Source organism: Pseudoalteromonas sp. S1727 (assembly GCF_005886375.1).
Taxonomy (GTDB): domain Bacteria; phylum Pseudomonadota; class Gammaproteobacteria; order Enterobacterales; family Alteromonadaceae; genus Pseudoalteromonas; species Pseudoalteromonas haloplanktis.
In genome coordinates, this window is record NZ_PNDT01000087.1 from 1 (window position 1) to 18,475 (window position 18,475).

The 18,475-nt window shown below is 40.8% G+C and carries 13 protein-coding genes; 7 read left to right on the forward strand and 6 right to left on the reverse strand.

Annotation, left to right across the window (positions count from 1 at the left end; all coding sequences use genetic code 11):
- The 6 genes from CWB85_RS17170 to rpmH all read right to left on the reverse strand — a co-directional run.
- Window positions 1–3,531, reverse strand: a 3,531-nt coding sequence (locus tag CWB85_RS17170; protein ID WP_249314904.1) for a beta strand repeat-containing protein, incomplete at its 3' end; no start/stop codon positions are given.
- A gap of 361 nt (window positions 3,532–3,892) precedes the next feature.
- Entirely contained in the window at window positions 3,893–5,257 is a 1,365-nt protein-coding gene (gene mnmE, locus CWB85_RS17175; RefSeq protein ID WP_138555539.1) for a tRNA uridine-5-carboxymethylaminomethyl(34) synthesis GTPase MnmE, read from the reverse strand.
- Between the two features lie 137 nt (window positions 5,258–5,394).
- Window positions 5,395–7,029: a membrane protein insertase YidC gene (yidC, locus tag CWB85_RS17180; protein ID WP_016710425.1), complete on the reverse strand. Its 1,635-nt coding sequence runs from the start codon at window positions 7,027–7,029 to the stop codon at window positions 5,395–5,397.
- A gap of 8 nt (window positions 7,030–7,037) precedes the next feature.
- On the reverse strand, window positions 7,038–7,313 hold the full coding sequence (gene yidD, locus CWB85_RS17185; protein ID WP_016710424.1) for a membrane protein insertion efficiency factor YidD: 276 nt from the start codon (window positions 7,311–7,313) through the stop codon (window positions 7,038–7,040).
- Between the two features lie 125 nt (window positions 7,314–7,438).
- Window positions 7,439–7,864, reverse strand: a complete 426-nt coding sequence (gene rnpA / locus CWB85_RS17190; RefSeq protein ID WP_016710423.1) for a ribonuclease P protein component — start codon at window positions 7,862–7,864, stop codon at window positions 7,439–7,441.
- A gap of 7 nt (window positions 7,865–7,871) precedes the next feature.
- The gene (gene rpmH, locus CWB85_RS17195; RefSeq protein WP_004335215.1) at window positions 7,872–8,006 is read right to left on the reverse strand and encodes a 50S ribosomal protein L34; all 135 of its coding nucleotides are present in this window, start codon (window positions 8,004–8,006) and stop codon (window positions 7,872–7,874) included.
- Window positions 8,007–8,513: 507 nt separating this feature from the next.
- Between rpmH and dnaA the strand changes: the two genes are divergently transcribed.
- The 7 genes from dnaA (at window position 8,514) to CWB85_RS17230 (ending at window position 18,189) form a co-directional block, all read left to right on the forward strand.
- On the forward strand, window positions 8,514–9,908 hold the full coding sequence (gene dnaA, locus CWB85_RS17200; protein ID WP_029216280.1) for a chromosomal replication initiator protein DnaA: 1,395 nt from the start codon (window positions 8,514–8,516) through the stop codon (window positions 9,906–9,908).
- Between the two features lie 13 nt (window positions 9,909–9,921).
- On the forward strand, window positions 9,922–11,025 hold the full coding sequence (dnaN, locus tag CWB85_RS17205) for a DNA polymerase III subunit beta (RefSeq protein WP_138555540.1): 1,104 nt from the start codon (window positions 9,922–9,924) through the stop codon (window positions 11,023–11,025).
- Window positions 11,026–11,031: 6 nt separating this feature from the next.
- Entirely contained in the window at window positions 11,032–12,126 is a 1,095-nt protein-coding gene (gene recF, locus CWB85_RS17210; protein ID WP_138555541.1) for a DNA replication/repair protein RecF, read from the forward strand.
- Between the two features lie 12 nt (window positions 12,127–12,138).
- On the forward strand, window positions 12,139–14,565 hold the full coding sequence (gene gyrB / locus CWB85_RS17215; RefSeq protein ID WP_016710420.1) for a DNA topoisomerase (ATP-hydrolyzing) subunit B: 2,427 nt from the start codon (window positions 12,139–12,141) through the stop codon (window positions 14,563–14,565).
- A 142-nt stretch (window positions 14,566–14,707) separates the two neighbouring features.
- Window positions 14,708–15,607: a glycine--tRNA ligase subunit alpha gene (glyQ, locus tag CWB85_RS17220; RefSeq protein ID WP_016710419.1), complete on the forward strand. Its 900-nt coding sequence runs from the start codon at window positions 14,708–14,710 to the stop codon at window positions 15,605–15,607.
- A 2-nt stretch (window positions 15,608–15,609) separates the two neighbouring features.
- Window positions 15,610–17,679 carry a glycine--tRNA ligase subunit beta gene (glyS, locus tag CWB85_RS17225; RefSeq protein WP_016710418.1) on the forward strand — a complete coding sequence of 690 codons (2,070 nt, stop codon included), beginning with the start codon at window positions 15,610–15,612 and terminating at the stop codon, window positions 17,677–17,679.
- Between the two features lie 60 nt (window positions 17,680–17,739).
- Window positions 17,740–18,189, forward strand: a complete 450-nt coding sequence (locus tag CWB85_RS17230) for an early set domain-containing protein (protein ID WP_138555542.1) — start codon at window positions 17,740–17,742, stop codon at window positions 18,187–18,189.
- Window positions 18,190–18,475: the final 286 nt, after the last annotated feature.

Below are 18,475 nucleotides of genomic sequence, written 5' to 3' on the forward strand. Positions count from 1 at the left end.
ATCATTTGCAACCCCACCAAATATAGCTGGGTTGACTTCTAACTCATTGAGAATGTCATCACCATTAGTTTGGATCTGCATCGAAATGGTGGATAAGGTATCTTTAAAGACATCAGTTGTATTGCTGGCTGAGTTACCTGCTAGGTCGTTAGCCGTTACGGTAAAGTCTAATTTACCTTCGGCAAAGCTGGTAAAATCAAGATCCGCCAATTGCCACTGTTGATTCATCACGGTTGTGGTGAATTGTTGGCTGATACCCGCTGAATCCGTAACGGTAATAGTGACTAATTGACCATCTTCTATGTGAGTCGCCTCACCATAAAGCGTAACGGCATTGACTTCATTGCTGTTGATTAAGTTATCACCATTTGATTCAACAACAATCGTTACTTCGGCGAGTGTATCTTTAATATGATCTGCGGTTGCTGTTGCAGTATTACAGCTTAAATCTTTAACGGTTGCCGAGAAGGTAAGTTGACCTTGCGCTAAAATACTTAAATCGGCATCGGCAACTAGCCACTCTCCAGCCAAAACTGTGGCGCTAAAGGTAACGATTTTACCGTTAATATCTTTTACAGAAACGGTTACTGTTTGGCCATCCTCAACATTAGTAACAGTACCAGAAATGCTCGTTGCTGGGGTTTCTGTACTATTAATTACTTCATCAGTACCTGTATCTACGTCTATGGTGATTTGCGCGATAGTGTCTTTTACATAACTGATATCGGTTGAAACAATATTGCCACTGAGATCTGTGGTGTAGGCACGAATGTTTAAGTCGCCATCGATTAATCCAGTTAAATCGGCACCTGTATATGCCCAAGCTCCGTTATTACTGGTGGTATCAAAACGCAGGGTATTACCTTCACTATCGGTGATGATCAGCACTACTGGTGCGCCATCTTCAACATTCTCAACAGTACCAAGTAAATCGATTATTTCAACACCATCATGGCATTGCTCAGCAACTTCAACAGTGATGTTTGATTGCGTATCTTTGAACGCTATATCGGTTGCGGTTGCTGAATTTCCTGCTAAGTCACTTACAGTTGCAACGGCATTGATAGGCCCTTCAGCTAAACTGCTGAGATCTAAATCAGTTAGTGACCAACTGCCATTGATTATCTCTGCTCTAAAGCTTAATTGCTTGTTTTGGCTATCAGTAACAGTTACTAGAACAAATTGACCATCTTCAATAGCGGTCGCTGTTCCTGTAATACTTGTAGCGAGAACTTCTTCTTTATTAAGCAACTCATCACTACCAGAATCAATGTGTATGGTAACACTTGCTTGTGTGTCTTTTGTGGTGGTGGTACTTGCTTGTGCTGTGTTATTACTTAAATCAGTAACGCTGCTAGTAATGATTAATGTGCCATCGGCAAGAGTTGCTAAATCAGCGTTATCGACTTGCCAACTGCCATTGTTTACTTGTGTAGTAAAAGTAAGGCTAATGCCATTGTCGTCGGTTACTGTAACTGTGACCATTTGGCCATCTTCAACATCAGTAACATCACCAAATAATGTTCGGTTAGATGACTCAGCTAAGTTTACGATAGCGTCACCGCCGGTATCAATATTAACTGTAATACTTGCGCTGTTATCAAAGTCAACTTGTTGCTTTGCAGTGGCAGGGTTTCCAGCGTCATCTTGGCTGTTTACAGTGATCGAAAGTGGGCCATCGGCAAGCGTCAGTTCAACGCCTTGTACACTATAGCTGCCATTGATTATAACGGCAGTTAAAACCTGGTTTTGGCCGTTTCTATCAGTGATTGTGAGTGTTACCGCATTACCATCTTCAATATCGATAACAGTGCCGTTAAAATTATACAGTAAGCCGTTGCTTGCGAGTGTAGTTGTGGTATTTACAGTGATTTCAGCGAGTTTATCATGCTCGGCTGTGTCAATTGCAGTAGCTGGGTTACAATTTAAATCTGTGCTATTTGCGGTCGCCGTTATTGTGCCGTTATCTAAACTTGAAATATCAACATTGTTGAGCAGCCATGCTTCATTACTTACTGTCGCGCTAAGCTCTAAGGTATTACCATTAACATCAGTTAAGGTAATAAACACAGTTTGGCCATTTTCTATGCCTACCGCCGTGCCAGATATTGACACATTGTTATCTTCAGCGGCGTTTATAACGCTATCATCGGTATCATTAATATTAATTGTTAATAGAGCTAGAGAGTCATAAATAAAGTCAGTGTTGGCGCTTGCTTGGTTATCTGAGAAGTCACTCACTGTTGCTGTAACAGTGATAGAACCATCAGCTAAGCCACTCATATCGGCATCAATTAATGCATAAGCGCCGTTTTGCACTGTGGTTTGAAAGGTCTTACTTGTGCCATTGCTATCGGTTAAAACGAGAGTGACTATATTACCATCCTCTACATCGTTGACTGTGCCAACAACATCGTAGGTCTCACCTTCTGTGCTGCAATTTTCTAGTACATTAACAGTGATCTCTGCCAAAGTATCTTTAAACACAAAGCGCTCAGCCGTAGCTGGGTTGCCCGCTAAATCGTTACTGGTAACAGTTACTAAATAATTGCCATCAAGAAGCGGGGCTGTGCTGATGTTCTCCAAACTCCATTGCCCATCAATAACGGTTGTTTCTGCGCTGGTAATGAGGGTGCCGTCTGGGAAAAATAGCTGCACAGTAACAGGTTGGCCATCTTGAATATTGGTTACATCACCGGAAAAAGACACAACTAATATATTATCCGCAGTTTTCTCTACTTTTTGGACAGATAAGCTGATCTCAGCAAGGGTATCTTTAACACTCGTATCTTGAGCATTAATATCGGCATTATTGAAGGGGGTGGTAAGCTGGATATCTGCAATAATTTGCCCTTCAGCAAACATACTTAAATCAATATCGTTAATTTGCCATGCTTGGTTTTGTGCAGTAGTCGTTAAAGTGACCGTTTTTCCATTAATATCGGTGAGTGTCACTGTTAAGCTTTGGCCATCATTAGCATACAGGGCTTTACCAAATAAATCTGTGCTAGGAGTTTCAAATTGATTGACCCATTCATCACCACCATCTGCAATGGTAATTGATAATTCAGGTAACAGAATCTCACCGCCATTATCTCCATCATTACCGCCAGTTAAGGGGCTGTTCTCATCATCGGTATTAATCGCGCCAGTTGTATCAAAGCCTGACTCAGGGACAATAGAATCCGCACTTCGCTGAATAAATTGATAAAAGAAGTTATTACCTTGTTGGCCTTCGTTTGCACTTTGTTGATTTGTAGGTTGTTGTTCGGTTGGCGGTTGGTTGTTTTCGTTTATTGTTGTTATAGAAGTAATGACTTGTGAGGGGAGAGTTAACCATTGACCATTTACAAGTACTTGGGGTTGCTCTGCGTTTAAATCTATTTGCTCTGCGGTTAAGGTGATGACTTCAATATCAGCAAGGGAGCTTGTTACCTCTTGCGCTAGAATCCATTGTCCAGAGTTGGTAATTACCCATGTTTGGCCAGAAATTTGAACGATGGCAGCTATATCTTGTTTTGCTATATCCATTGGTGAAACCTTAATCCTGTAAAGAGTCGCAATTTAATAATGTGTCGCAGCAGTATTTAATTTTATTTATAAGTCAGTCATTTTTCTTATGTGTTTTAACTAAAGTGACCGCATCATAGTTAAAACAATGAGTTTAGTTTATTTTGCTAAAAATTCATGGAAAATACTGATATATCTCTATAGCTTACTATTCACCAGTTTAGTGGATAGGTCAAGAGAGATAGAAATGGTAAAGTGTGAATTATTATCAGCTTTTAAGGTGCTTTATTGTACCCGTAACGATACATTAAAGCCAGTTTGAGAAGGTTGAATTGGGTGAGTTGGAGCAGGCGCAGATGAGCTGCGCCTTTGATAAAAAGTGTTATTTACCGATACAGAACGAACTAAAGATCTTACCTAGTAAGTCGTCAGAGGTAAATTCGCCGGTAATTTCATTGAGGTAGTGCTGCGTTAAGCGCAGTTCTTCGGCAAGAATTTCACCTGCAATATGCATTTCTAATTGGTCTTTACCTGTGTGTAAATGATGGGCTGCACTATCGAGAGCATCTAAGTGGCGACGACGTGCCATAAAGCCGCCTTCAGTAGCCCCTTGAAAACCAATACAAGCCTTTAAGTGAGTACGAACTAACTCTATACCATCAGCATTTTTAGCGCTTAAACTTATCACCGGGTATTGCTGGTTTTCGCTCATACCTACTTCATCACCAGATAAATCGGCCTTATTTCTGATCACAGTAACCCCCATTCCTTCAGGAAGTTTAGCCATAAACTCCGGCCAAATAGCATGCGGGTCCGTGTCTGTAGTATCTGTACCGTCGAGCATAAATAGCACCCGATCAGCTTGCTTTATCTCATCCCACGCACGTTCAATGCCTATCTGTTCAACTCGGTCTGGGCTTTCACGTAAACCCGCAGTATCAATAATGTGCAGCGGCATACCATCAATATGAATATGCTCTCGTAGTACATCACGCGTTGTGCCGGCAATTTCGGTTACAATGGCAGCTTCTCTGCCGGCGAGCGCGTTAAGTAAACTCGATTTACCTGCATTTGGGCGACCAGCAATAACAACGCGCATACCTTCGCGCATGATACTGCCTTGTTTGGCTTGATTGGTGACATTGTAAAGCTGCTCTATTATTGCGTCTAAATCACCAGCAACTTTACCGTCTGATAGAAAATCGATTTCTTCATCAGGAAAATCAATAGCTGCTTCTACGTACATACGTAAGTGGATTACTTTTTCGACTAGGGTCTCAATATGCTTAGAAAACTCACCTTGTAGCGATTGTAAGGCGCTTTTAGCTGCTTGTTCACTGGTTGCGTTAATTAAATCGGCAATCGCTTCTGCTTGGGTTAAATCCATTTTATCGTTCATAAAGGCGCGCTCTGAAAACTCACCTGGCTTGGCAAGTCGTACGCCATCTATTTGGCTTATTTCTTTCAATAGCATATCAAGTACAACAGGGCCGCCGTGACCTTGTAGTTCTAGTACGTCTTCACCAGTAAATGAGTTAGGGCCTGCAAAGAAAATAGCAATACCTTGATCAAGTTGTTCGCCAGCAAGACTATTAAATGGCACGTAATCGGCGTAGCGTACTTTAGGGCAACGACCAATTATTTGCTCTGCAACACTTTTTGCTAAGTTACCTGAAACGCGAATAATACCAACACCACCACGCCCTGGCGCGGTTGCTTGTGCTGCAATTGTATCTTGATTGATCATGCTAATAATTTGCCAATTTAATGAATAATGGTATGTGCGTATTGTAACCTATGCAGCTATTTGTAGCGAATAGCTGTGGTTAAAAACAGCCAATAAAAAAGGCGACCTAAGTCGCCTTTTTCTAAGTAAAAGAGCTACTAGCCCCTCACTTTTATTCCTTGTTTTTCCATACCACGGTAAATGATTAACATTTGTGCGATTGAAATTAGGTTAGACACTAACCAGTAAAGTACTAGGCCAGACGGGAACCATAAGAAGAACACAGAGAAGATAACTGGCATGTAAGTCATCATCTTTTGTTGCATTGGATCGGTGACCGTCATTGGTTGTAGTTTTTGCGTTATAAACATACTCGCACCAAATAAAATTGGTAATACATAGTATGGGTCTTGCGCAGATAAGTCTGTTAACCATAAGACAAACTCAGCATGGCGTAACTCAGTTGATTCTAAGAATACATAGAACAGCGCTAAGAAGATTGGCATTTGTAGCAAAATAGGGAAACAACCACCCATTGGGTTAACTTTTTCTTTGCGGTACATTTCCATCGTTGCCTGACCGAATTTTTGACGGTCATCACCATACTTTTCTTTTAGTGCAGCCATTTTTGGTTGTAGGGCACGCATCTTCGCCATTGACGTGTATTGCGCTTTCGTTAGTGGGTACATTAATGTTTTAATGATTATGGTGATAGCAATGATCGCCAAACCCCAGTTACCTAAGATGCCGTGTAACCACTTTAACAGCACAAATAAAGGCTGTGAGATGAACCATAACCAACCGTAATCAACGGTTAAATCTAGGTTAGGGTGAAGTGCAGCTAGTTTATCAGACTCTTTCGGGCCCATGTAGTAAGTAGCACCAATAGTAGCTTGTTGGTTAGCTTGAATATTTACCGGCTCACCCTTTGCACCAATAATTGCAGCGTTGCCTTTAGCAATTAAACTGTAAAGTGTATTTTGCTGATCTTGAGAAGGTACCCAAGCACTTACAAAGTAGTGTTGAATAAAAGCTATATAACCACCTTGTGTATTAATATTTAGGTTTTTATCAGCCATGTCAGAAAAGCTGTACTTATCGTACTTTTCTTCGCTAGAGCCGTAAGCCGCACCTAAGTAAGTTTGATCAACTAAGCCGCCTTTTTCTTGCACTGTGCGTTTTACTTGAGTGTAAAGCTGTACTTGGATTGGCTCGGCTGTGGTGTTGTTTACTGTGTACTCTAAAGCCACATCGTATTGGCCTTTTTTGAATACATAGGTTTTGGTAAAAGTAACACCCTTGCTATCAGTGAAGGTTAAAGGAACACGAAGTTCATCACCGTTTAAGGTAAAGCTTTTTTGTGCAGTGCTATAAACTGGGCGACCCTCTGCTGATGCATCTGGTCCGTTTAAGCCGATTAAGCCACTTTGTGAGAAGTATTGATTACCATCAAACTCACCCAGTAACATATAAGGTATTTCACTACCTTTTTTATCTTCGTATTGGAGTAAGTCGGCTTCAACAATATCACCACCGCGGGTATCAATTTTTACAGTGAATACGTCTGTCGTGATGTCAATCACTGAACGCTTTGCACTGGTTGCTGCAGTTGGTAAATCACCATCTGTTGATGACGGTATATAATCATCAGAATCAGGTGAGTTAGTTTGTAGTGTTTGTGTGTTGGCACTAGGATCGGCTTTTGGTGCGTTGTAGTCGTTGTTCCACTCTTGGAACAATAAAAACGATACAAGCATCAAACCGATGAATAAAAACGTGCGTTGCGATTCCATAACAGCTCTTATTTCTCGTGTTGGTGGTTAATATGGGTTGTTTTTTCAGGTACGGGGTCGTCTCCGCCTGAATGTAAAGGGTGACATTTTAATATGCGTTTGAGCGCTAACCAACTGCCTTTTACTGATCCGTGCAAATTAATTGCCTGAATAGCATAACTTGAGCAAGTAGGATTAAAACGACAATGCGGGCCTAACAGTGGGCTAATCCACTTTTGATAACCGCGAATTAATAACACTAAACATAACTTTGGAAAAGCAACAAGTGGTTTAAGTAACCTCATGATGTTCTATCCTCTGTGTAGATTTAGTGGGTTGATACCATGAATTTAAACACCCAAAGCGGAATTTTAAATGCATGATTAAAAGGTGAGCTAAAGATACCTTAATTAACCCTATAATTCTATTGCTATTGGCTTTGTTTATTGGATTTCGCCGATTTGTTAGGGCGTTTTTTAAAAGGTGGTGGTTTAGGCGCACCAGGTTTACAGCGCTCGTTAATTTTACGCCACAATTTAGTGAGTTGTTTGGTTAGCTCTTCATTTGATTGTTCATCAATGCCGCTTTTAACCATTAGTACAATATCTATATTATCAATGGTGTGTTGATTTAAACGAAAACTTTCGCGAGCAAGACGTTTAATACGATTTCGTTGGCAAGCTTTTTTAACTCGTTTTTTAGCGACAGTCAGTCCTAAGCGAGGTTTTGCTTGGTCATTCGGTTTTGCTAATAAGGTAAAGAAAGGAGTTGCGGCCCGAGCGGGTTCATTAAAGATACGAGAGTAATGCGAGGGAGTTAACAGACGTAACTCCCTGCCAAAGTTAAAGTCTTCCACTTATATATTAAGCAGAAAGAACTTTACGGCCTTTAGCGCGGCGACGAGCTAATACTTTACGGCCATTTACAGTTGCCATGCGAGCACGGAAACCGTGAGCACGTTTGCGTTTTAAAACGCTAGGTTGAAAAGTTCTTTTCATAACAATTCCATCCGATCGGTTAAAGGTTAAAACATCCTATGCAGGTCGCGATCCTGGCACAGGTGCCATTGCGAGCGCGAGATATTATCGATGAAGCACCTTAAAGTCAACCATAATCGCATTTATAATAGAGAAGGACTAATAGATGGTGTTGTGGGATCTGCTAGGATCCTTATATTTAAGAAGTTTTCCACAGGCACTGTATAGAAAGTGCATAAAAGCTTGGGGTAACTAAAATAGATCACATATTTTGATCGCGATCCAAGCCCTTTTTTGCTATGATCATGCTTTCTGGTTAAAAATAATTATTGTTAAAAATCAGTGTTTTGGTTGTTTTTTCTGGCGAGATCATATTTTTCAAAAAAATCAATCTTGTACTTGTGGATAAAGTGCATTCATAATACTCGGTCTTGGGTTAATAAATTGCCTAAATAATAGTAATAAATGTATGATTTTCCATCATTTAAGATGAACGGGAATAAATACTAAATCTTTGGGAGTTTAACTGTGTATCTGTCGGTTTGGCAAAGTTGTTTATATGTATTGCAAGATGAATTGCCTTCGCAGCAATTCAGTATGTGGGTAAGACCACTACAAGCAGAAAGTACCGAAGATACCCTGACGATTTACGCACCTAATCGTTTTGTACTCGATTGGGTCAGAGAAAAGTACTTAAACCGCATAAATGAGTTACTTGTTGAAATATGTAAAGATGAAGCACCAGAGTTAAGATTTGATGTTGGTAGTAAGCCCATCTTAAATACACAAGTAGCTGCACCATCAGGAGCTAGTGTATCAACACCAACAAATCAGTCTGCTGCTAATAAACAGCAATCTAAAGAAGCTAAAGTTGCCGTTGAGCCTGCGCCTAAGTCTGGTTATAAGTCAAACATCAAAGAAAACTATACCTTTGATAGTTTTGTTGAAGGTAAGTCTAACCAGCTAGCAAAAGCTGCGGCTACACAAGTTGCTGACAATCCAGGTGCAGCTTTTAACCCTGTATTTATTTACGGTGGTACTGGTTTAGGTAAAACGCACTTACTGCATGCCGTTGGTAATGGCATTATGGCAAACAAGCCAGATGCCAAAATTGTTTACATGCATTCAGAGCGCTTTGTACAGGATATGGTAAAAGCGCTGCAAAACAATGCCATTGAAGAATTTAAACGTTATTACCGCAGTGTTGATGCGCTAATGATCGATGATATTCAATTTTTTGCTAATAAAGAGCGTTCTCAAGAAGAGTTTTTCCATACTTTCAACGCGTTACTTGAAGGTAACCAGCAGATTATTTTAACCTCAGACCGTTACCCAAAAGAAATTGAAGGGGTTGAAGATCGCCTTAAATCACGGTTTGGTTGGGGTTTAACCATTGCTATTGAGCCGCCAGAGCTCGAAACGCGCGTAGCTATTTTGATGAAAAAAGCCCAGCAGAGTAAAATTAATTTACCTCATGAAGTGGCTTTTTTTATCGCAAAGAAATTACGTTCAAATGTGCGTGAATTAGAAGGCGCACTTAATCGTGTAATCGCTAATGCAAACTTTACCGGAAGACCAATCTCTATCGATTTTGTAAAAGAAGCACTACGTGACTTACTTGCATTGCAAGATAAGTTGGTAACGATAGACAATATTCAACGTACTGTTGCTGAGTATTATCGTATTCGAGTGTCTGATCTGCTATCAAAGCGTCGTAGCCGCTCTATCGCAAGGCCACGTCAAGTTGCCATGGCATTATCTAAAGAGCTTACCAACCATAGCTTACCAGAGATTGGGGACGCCTTCGGTGGCCGTGACCACACCACAGTATTACATGCGTGCAGAAAAATTAAATCACTACGTGATGAAAGTCATGAAGTGAAAGAAGATTATCAAAACCTAATAAGAACATTGTCATCTTAGGGCTGACTTTATTATGCAAATAACTATATCAAGAGAACAATTTTTAAAACCTTTGATGCAAGTGTCGGGTGCAATTGAGCGCAAACACACCTTGCCAATTTTATCTAACGTTTTGTTAGAGGTTGAAAACGGTGAGCTTTCAATGACAGGCACAGACCTTGAAATTGAACTTGTCGCAAAGGTTTTTGTTGGCGATGATACCGCCGATGCTAAATTGACTTTGCCCGCTAAAAAATTACTCGATATTTGTAAAAGTCTACCAGACGGTTCAGACTTAACATTGAGCAGCCAAGATCATCAATTATTATTGACCAGCGGTAAGAGTCGCTTTTCATTAACTACACTTGCTGCTGAAGATTTCCCTAACCTTGAACAATGGGATGGCGAAGTCGAATTTCAGCTGACACGTTTAGAACTACGTAAGTTATTAGAAAGCACTCATTTCTCAATGGCAAATCAAGACGTACGCTATTACTTAAATGGTATGTCATTTGAAGTTGATAATGCAGACATTAAAACGGTGGCAACGGATGGTCACCGTTTAGCTATTGCGCAAAAACAATTACCACAGTCATTAAGTGCCCAGCGCCAGCTGATTATTCCTCGCAAAGGTGTGCAAGAAATAATGCGTTTGATGGTTGCTGACGATGAGTTAGTGACCATTCAGTTTGGGGCTAATCATATTCGTATAATTGATACTGAGTTTACTTTTACCAGTAAATTGGTTGATGGCCGTTTCCCTGACTATCGCCGTGTGTTGCCGCGTGGTGGTGATAAAGTGATCACCGCTAATCGTGAGTGGTTACGTAGTGCATTTCAGCGGGTATCTATTTTATCAAATGAAAAGTTTAGAGGCGTACGCTTAAACTTATCGAATGGTTTGTTAAAAATTACTGCTAATAACCCAGAGCAAGAACAAGCTGAAGAAGTGGTTGAAGTTAATTACCAAGGTGATGATTTAGAAATTGGTTTTAACGTATCGTATGTTTTAGATGTGTTAAATACATTAAAAACAGAAGACGTTTTATTTACACTTGCTGATTCAAATAGTAGTGCGTTAATAGAAGGTGCTGGCGATGAAGAAGCTATGTACGTTGTTATGCCAATGCGCTTATAAGGCATTATGAGTTTAAGTCATTTGAGCCTCAATAATTTTCGTAATATTGAGGCGATCACTGTAGAGCCGGTGAATGGTATTAATGTAATTTATGGTGAAAATGGCAGTGGCAAAACCAGCCTTTTAGAGGCGATTTATTATCTTTCTCATGGCAAGTCTTTTCGTACATTAAAACACAAAAGCATCATTCAACATCATAAAGAAAAATTTACCATTCACGGACGCAAGTCTCTTTATAATTTATCGATACCCATCGGTATCAGTAAAACACTAAACGGCGAGACTGAATTAAAAATACAGGGTAAGTCTAGCCGCCGAGTGTCTGAGCTTGCTCAGTTAATGCCAGTGCAAGTTATCACCCCTGAAAGTTATTCATTATTTTTTGGTGGCCCTAAAGAACGGCGCAAGTTTTTAGATTTAGGGTTGTTCCACGTGGAACAAGACTTTTTTTACCTGTGGCAATCTTTTAATAAAGTTTTAAAGCAGCGTAACGCATTATTAAAAAGTAAGCCTAAGAATTATTTTGACCAAATTAAGTTTTGGGATAAAGAATTTGTTAGACTGGCAGAACAAATAAATAATTTACGAATTGCGTATATAAGTAGGTTTAAGCGGCAGTTTTTTGATAAAATGTGTGCAGAATTAACGCTTATACGCGATTTAGAAATAAGTTTTCATGCGGGTTGGAAAGAGAGTGAATCTCTAACTGAGGCTCTTGAGCAAAGTTTTGAGCGCGATAGTCGCCAAGGTTTTACTAGTAAAGGCCCGCATAAGGCAGATTTCAGTTTTAGTGTCGCTGGCAACAGTGTGGAAAATACCTTTTCACGCGGCCAATTGAAACTATTGCTTTATGCGTTAAAAGTAACGCAAAATAGTTTGATTGAGTCAGAGACAGAAAAGCAATCAATATTGCTAATAGATGATTTACCTTCAGAGCTAGGGGAAGATACTAAAGAGAAAGTAGGGCAACTTTTGTCGCACTGCAACTCTCAAATATTTATCTCTGCGATCGAATCTGAAAGTATTTCTGCTGTGGTGGAACCCATGCAACGAGAACTACAAATGTTCCACGTGAAACATGGCAACCTAATAACAAGATAAGTGGGATTAACCATGTCTGAGAATTACGATTCGTCGAGTATTAAAGTACTAAAAGGATTAGACGCAGTAAGAAAGCGTCCTGGAATGTATATAGGGGACACCGATGATGGCACAGGCTTGCACCACATGGTGTTTGAGGTCGTTGATAACTCTATTGATGAAGCCTTAGCAGGCCACTGTGATGATATCTATGTCACTATTCATTTAGATGGTTCAGTTTCTGTAAGAGATAACGGCCGTGGGATTCCTACTTCAATTCATGAAGAAGAAGGCGTCTCAGCTGCAGAAGTAATCATGACGGTACTGCATGCCGGTGGTAAATTTGATGATAACTCTTACAAAGTATCTGGTGGCTTACACGGTGTTGGTGTTTCAGTTGTAAACGCGCTTTCAGAAAAGTTAAAGCTAACTATTCGTCGTGAAGGCAAGTTACATGAACAGTTTTACACTATGGGTGTGCCAGATGCACCTCTTGCAGTAATTGGTGACTCTGAAACTACAGGTACCGAAATACGCTTTTGGCCAAGTGGCGAAACATTTACAAATCTTGATTTCCATTACGATATTTTAGCTAAGCGTTTACGTGAACTATCATTCCTAAATTCAGGAGTGAGTATCATTTTAAATGATGAGCGTGAAGAGAATAAAAGCGACCACTTCAAATATGAAGGGGGTATTCGTGCTTTCGTTGAATACTTAAACCGAAATAAAACACCTGTCCATAAAGGTGTATTCCACTTTACCCACGAGCGTGAAGAAGATGGGATTAGTGTTGAAGTATCCATGCAGTGGAATGATGCCTTCCAAGAAAACATTTACTGTTTTACTAATAATATTCCACAACGTGATGGTGGTACTCACTTAGCCGGTTTTAGATCTGCGCTAACACGTACATTAAACACTTATATGGAAAAAGAAGGCTTTAACAAAAAAGCTAAAACAACCAGTAATGCCACAGGCGATGATGCTCGCGAAGGCTTAACTGCGGTTGTAAGTGTTAAAGTGCCAGATCCTAAGTTCTCATCACAAACTAAAGATAAGCTAGTATCTAGTGAAGTTAAGTCTGCTGTAGAACAAGCAATGGCTGAGAAATTCACTGAGTTTTTATTAGAAAACCCATTAGATGCGAAAATCGTTGTCGGTAAAATTATCGATGCTGCACGTGCCCGTGAAGCCGCTCGTAAAGCACGTGAAATGACACGTCGTAAAGGTGCGATGGACTTAGCAGGTCTACCAGGTAAGCTTGCTGACTGCCAAGAAAAAGATCCAGCACTATCTGAACTATACATAGTGGAGGGTGACTCAGCTGGCGGTTCTGCCAAGCAGGGTCGTAATCGTAAAAATCAGGCGATTTTGCCGCTTAAAGGTAAAATTCTAAACGTTGAAAAAGCACGTTTTGATAAAATGCTTTCTTCACAAGAAGTCGCGACTTTAATTACAGCATTAGGCTGTGGTATCGGCCGTGATGAGTATAACCCTGAAAAATTACGTTATCATCGCATCATAATCATGACCGATGCTGACGTCGATGGTTCGCATATTCGTACGCTATTATTGACCTTCTTCTATCGTCAAATGCCAGAAATTGTCGAGCGTGGTTATATTTATATTGCTCAGCCTCCGCTTTATAAAGTGAAAAAAGGCAAGCAAGAGCGTTATATTAAAGATGATCCTGCATTAGTAGATTACCTTACGTCTTTAGCGCTAAATGGCGCAGCTCTTTACACTAGTGCTGACGCATCAGCCTTAGAAGGTGAAGCGCTTGAAAGTATTGTTCATGATTATCAAAATACAGTTAAAGTTATTGAGCGCTTAAAACGCAAGTACCCGAACACGGTGATGGAGCGTTTAATTTATCAAAGTGAGCTAACAGAAGCTGACTTAGCTGATGAAGAAAAAGTAATTGCTTGGACTAAAGATCTTGTTGATGATTTAGTTAAACGTGATGAAGATGCCACAATATTTGCTGCTGCAACAGAGCATGATACTGAGCGTAACTTATATTACCCAGTAGTGAATATACGCCAGCATGGTGTGGACAAAGCGCATGTATTAAGCCATGACTTTATCTCGTCTCGTGATTACAAGCGTATTGCAGTCACAGGCACTAATATTGCGAATATCTTAAGCGAAGGTGCTTATATCCAACGTGGTGAAAAGACCTTAGCTGTTGATAACTTTGTGGACGCATTGGAATGGTTAATCGCTGAATCTAAGCGCGGCCTCTATATCCAACGCTATAAAGGACTGGGTGAGATGAACCCTGATCAATTGTGGGAAACAACCATGGATCCATCAGCTCGTCGTATGCTACAGGTTACTATTGAAGATGCAGTTGGTGCAGACCAATTATTCGCAACCTTAATGGGTGACCAAGTAGAGCCTCGTCGTGACTTTATCGAAACTAACGCACTGCGTGTTGTTAATCTAGACGTATAATAATTACAGCATTATATAAAAGGAGCCAAATGGCTCCTTTTTTATTGGCTGCAATTGCACAAACTGCTTAAAACATGACTACGCACAAGGTATACTGAGGGTAATTTTCACGCTACATCACAGCAGATACTAAAAGCCAAATATGCAAAAATATGACGTTAAAACCTTTCAAGGTTTGATCCTGGCTTTACAGGATTACTGGGCACAGCAAGGCTGTGTCATTATTCAGCCACTTGATATGGAAGTTGGCGCGGGTACATTCCATCCACAAACATTTTTGAAGTCGATTGGCCCAGAGCCGATGTCGAGCGCGTACGTGCAACCATGCCGACGTCCTACCGATGGTCGCTATGGTGAAAACCCAAATAGACTGCAGCACTACTATCAGTTCCAAGTTGTATTGAAACCATCGCCAGATAACATCCAGGAGCTATATTTAGGCTCTTTAGCGGCAGTAGGGATTGATACCCTTACGGATGAGGTTCGCTTCGTAGAAGATAACTGGGAGTCGCCTACGTTAGGTGCATGGGGACTTGGTTGGGAGATCTGGCTAAATGGCATGGAAGTAACTCAGTTTACTTATTTCCAGCAAGTGGGTGGTTTAGAGTGTTCACCGGTAACTGGTGAAATTACTTATGGACTAGAGCGCCTAGCTATGTACATTCAAGGCGTAGACAGTATTTACGATCTTGTCTGGGCAGACGGCCCAATGGGTCGCGTAACGTATGGTGATGTTTTCCACCAAAACGAAGTAGAGCAATCGACTTATAACTTTGAACACGCAAATGTTGAAGACCTTTTTGCACAGTTTGATAAATGTGAAGCTGAGAGCCAAAAGCTAATTGAAGCTGGCTTACCGTTACCTGCCTACGAGCAAGTAATGAAAGCATCGCATGCATTTAACTTATTGGATGCTCGTCACGCAATCTCAGTGACAGAACGCCAACGTTATATATTACGTGTTCGTGCATTATCAAAAGCATGTGCACAAAGTTATTATGATGCTCGCGAAGCGCTTGGCTTCCCGCTTTGTAAGGATTAAACATGTCAGCACAAAATTTATTAGTAGAAATTGGCACCGAAGAGTTGCCACCAAAAGCGCTACGAAAACTTGCAGAAGCATTTGCAGAAAACCTTAGTTCAGAGCTTGAAAGCTTAGAGTTAGCTCACCAAGGTGTGAAATGGTATGCATCACCACGTCGCTTAGGTTTGCAAGTCACAGCACTTGCAGCAAAGCAACAAGATAAAGAAGTTGAAAAACGTGGTCCTGCAACAAAAGCTGCATTTGATAGCGAAGGTAACCCGACAAAAGCGGCAATGGGCTGGGCGCGTGGTTGCGGTATCGAGGTGAGTGAAGCACAAACCCTGGAAACAGATAAAGGTGCATGGCTATTACATATTGCGAAAGTAGCAGGGCAAGAAACAACAGCGCTACTGAATGATGTCGTCAATAAAGCTCTTGCTAAATTACCTATTCCTAAACCAATGCGTTGGGGCGCGAATAAAACACAATTTATTCGCCCAGTTCATACCGCAACAATTTTGTTTGGCGATAAGCTAATCGAAGGTGAGGTGCTAGGTAAAACTATTAGTAATCAACTGCAAGGTCATCGTTTTCATCACCCAGAAAAAGTGACTATTAACCATGCTGATGATGTATTTTCAGTGCTTAAATCGGCCTACGTTATTGCAGATTACTCGACTCGTAAAGCACAAATTCGCAGCCAAATTGAAGCCGCAGCCAAAGCTGTTGATGCAGTGGTTGCAATGGATGAAGATTTACTTGAAGAAGTAACGTCTTTAGTGGAGTGGCCAGTGACACTGACGGCGACATTTGAAGAAGCCTTTTTAGATGTACCAGCTGAAGCGCTGATCTACACCATGAAAGATGACCAAAAATACTTCCCGTTACTTGACCAAGACGGCAAGCTACTTAACAAGTTTTTGTTTGTTTCAAATATCGAAAGCAAAAACCCAAGTGTAGTTATCGCGGGTAACGAAAAAGTTGTACGTCCACGTTTAGCCGATGCGCAGTTCTTCTTTGAAACTGATAAAAAGAAAACCTTAGAAAGCCGTTTAGAATCGCTTGATAGTGTATTGTTCCAGCAGCAGCTTGGTACGCTAAAAGATAAGTCTGAGCGTATTGCTGCACTTGCGGGTTACATTGCTGAGCAACTAGGTGCCGATAAAGCGCTTGCCGAGCGAGCGGGCTTACTTAGCAAAACAGACTTGATGACCGAAATGGTCATGGAATTTACCGATGTTCAGGGTGTGATGGGCATGCACTACGCGCGCCATGATGGTGAAGCAGAAGACGTAGCCATTGCGCAAAATGAACAATACATGCCACGCTTTGCAGGCGACAGCTTACCAACAAACTTGATCAGCTGTGCGGTTGCAATCGCCGATAAGTTTGACACCTTGGTGGGTATTTTTGGCATTGGCCAGGCACCAAAAGGTGATAAAGATCCGTTTGCACTTCGTCGTGCTGCAATTGGTGCGTTACGTATCATGGTAGAGAAAGAGCTACCATTAGATATCCTCGACCTGGTTGCTAAGTCACAAAGCCTGTTTGGCGATAAGCTTACTAACTTAAATGTATCAACAGATGTATTTGAGTTTATGTTAGGTCGCTTCCGTGCTTGGTATCAAGATGAAGGCATTGAGGTTGACGTAATTCAAGCTGTACTTGCGCGTCGCCCAACCAAGCCTGTTGATTTTGACCGTCGTGTTAAAGCAGTGAGCCACTTCCGTACATTAGACGCCGCAGAAGCACTTGCAGCAGCTAATAAGCGTGTAAGTAATATTCTTGCTAAGAATGACATTACCAGCCAAGGTACTGTAGAGCAGAGCTTATTGAGCGATGATGCTGAAAAAGTATTAGCGTCGCAAGTTGCTAAATTTGCCACCGAACTTGCACCACTGTATGCCGCCGGCGATTATCAAGAAGCGCTTGCACAATTAGCAGGTATCCGCGAAAGTGTTGATAACTTCTTTGATAATGTAATGGTAATGGCTGACAATGAAGCTGTTAAGCAAAACCGCTTGGCGTTGCTCAGTCAATTAAGTGGCTTATTTTTAGATATTGCTGATATTTCTGTATTACAGAAGTAAGTTCAGCTTAGCTTAAAAAGCCAGCAACTATGCTGGCTTTTTTGTATTAGAGGTTAACCTATGAAACGTATTTTAACGCTTGCGGTAGTTAGCTTATTAACTGCATGTTCGAGTCAAATTCAACTCCCAAGTATTGACGATGTATTGCCTAGCAAAGAGCTTGATAAAACCATGTACTTACGCGGCGATTTCACCTTATGGGATGCAGAGCCACAATATCAGTTTGAGCAAGTTGCACCAGCAATTTACCAAGCCAATGTAAAGTTCTCAACGCCAGGTAAAGTATACGAATTTAAAATTGCCGATGCCGATTTTAGTGAAGGCTATAACTGTGGCTTCAGTGAAGTCGACCCTGCAGGGCAGTCATTAGTACTTGGCCAAGCCGTCATCGCCGACTGTAATACCATCTATAATTACTTCAGCTTCACCCCAGCGATCAAAGGCAGCTACATCGTCAGCATTGATTATCAGAATTACGATAAACCGAAAGTGACGATAACGAAGAAGTAAGAGCTGTAAGCTATAAGCCGTCAGCTTTCAGTTGCCCGAGAGAACTTATAGATTTGTGACAAGGACGTTAGAATGAGTATTAAGCAATGGAATGAAGAAGTGATTACGATGGTCGTGGTGATATTAGCGACCCTCAATTATTACAAGCATATATGACTTTATTTGGAATAAACCTAGTGACCTTCGATTACTACTTGAGTTTAATAAGCTTAACTAATAAATTTTCTGATAGCTGATAGCTGATAGATCATAGATAATAGAAAAAATAATAAAAATAAAAAAAAAA

Bases quoted from the DNA above. Each gene is read 5' to 3' on its own strand.
- mnmE (WP_138555539.1), bottom strand. From the start codon at position 5,257: ATGATCAATCAAGATACAATTGCAGCACAAGCAACCGCGCCAGGGCGT.
- yidC (WP_016710425.1), bottom strand. From the start codon at position 7,029: ATGGAATCGCAACGCACGTTTTTATTCATCGGTTTGATGCTTGTATCG.
- yidD (WP_016710424.1), bottom strand. From the start codon at position 7,313: ATGAGGTTACTTAAACCACTTGTTGCTTTTCCAAAGTTATGTTTAGTG.
- rpmH (WP_004335215.1), bottom strand. From the start codon at position 8,006: ATGAAAAGAACTTTTCAACCTAGCGTTTTAAAACGCAAACGTGCTCAC.
- dnaN (WP_138555540.1), top strand. From the start codon at position 9,922: ATGCAAATAACTATATCAAGAGAACAATTTTTAAAACCTTTGATGCAA.
- recF (WP_138555541.1), top strand. From the start codon at position 11,032: ATGAGTTTAAGTCATTTGAGCCTCAATAATTTTCGTAATATTGAGGCG.
- gyrB (WP_016710420.1), top strand. From the start codon at position 12,139: ATGTCTGAGAATTACGATTCGTCGAGTATTAAAGTACTAAAAGGATTA.
- glyQ (WP_016710419.1), top strand. From the start codon at position 14,708: ATGCAAAAATATGACGTTAAAACCTTTCAAGGTTTGATCCTGGCTTTA.
- glyS (WP_016710418.1), top strand. From the start codon at position 15,610: ATGTCAGCACAAAATTTATTAGTAGAAATTGGCACCGAAGAGTTGCCA.
- CWB85_RS17230 (WP_138555542.1), top strand. From the start codon at position 17,740: ATGAAACGTATTTTAACGCTTGCGGTAGTTAGCTTATTAACTGCATGT.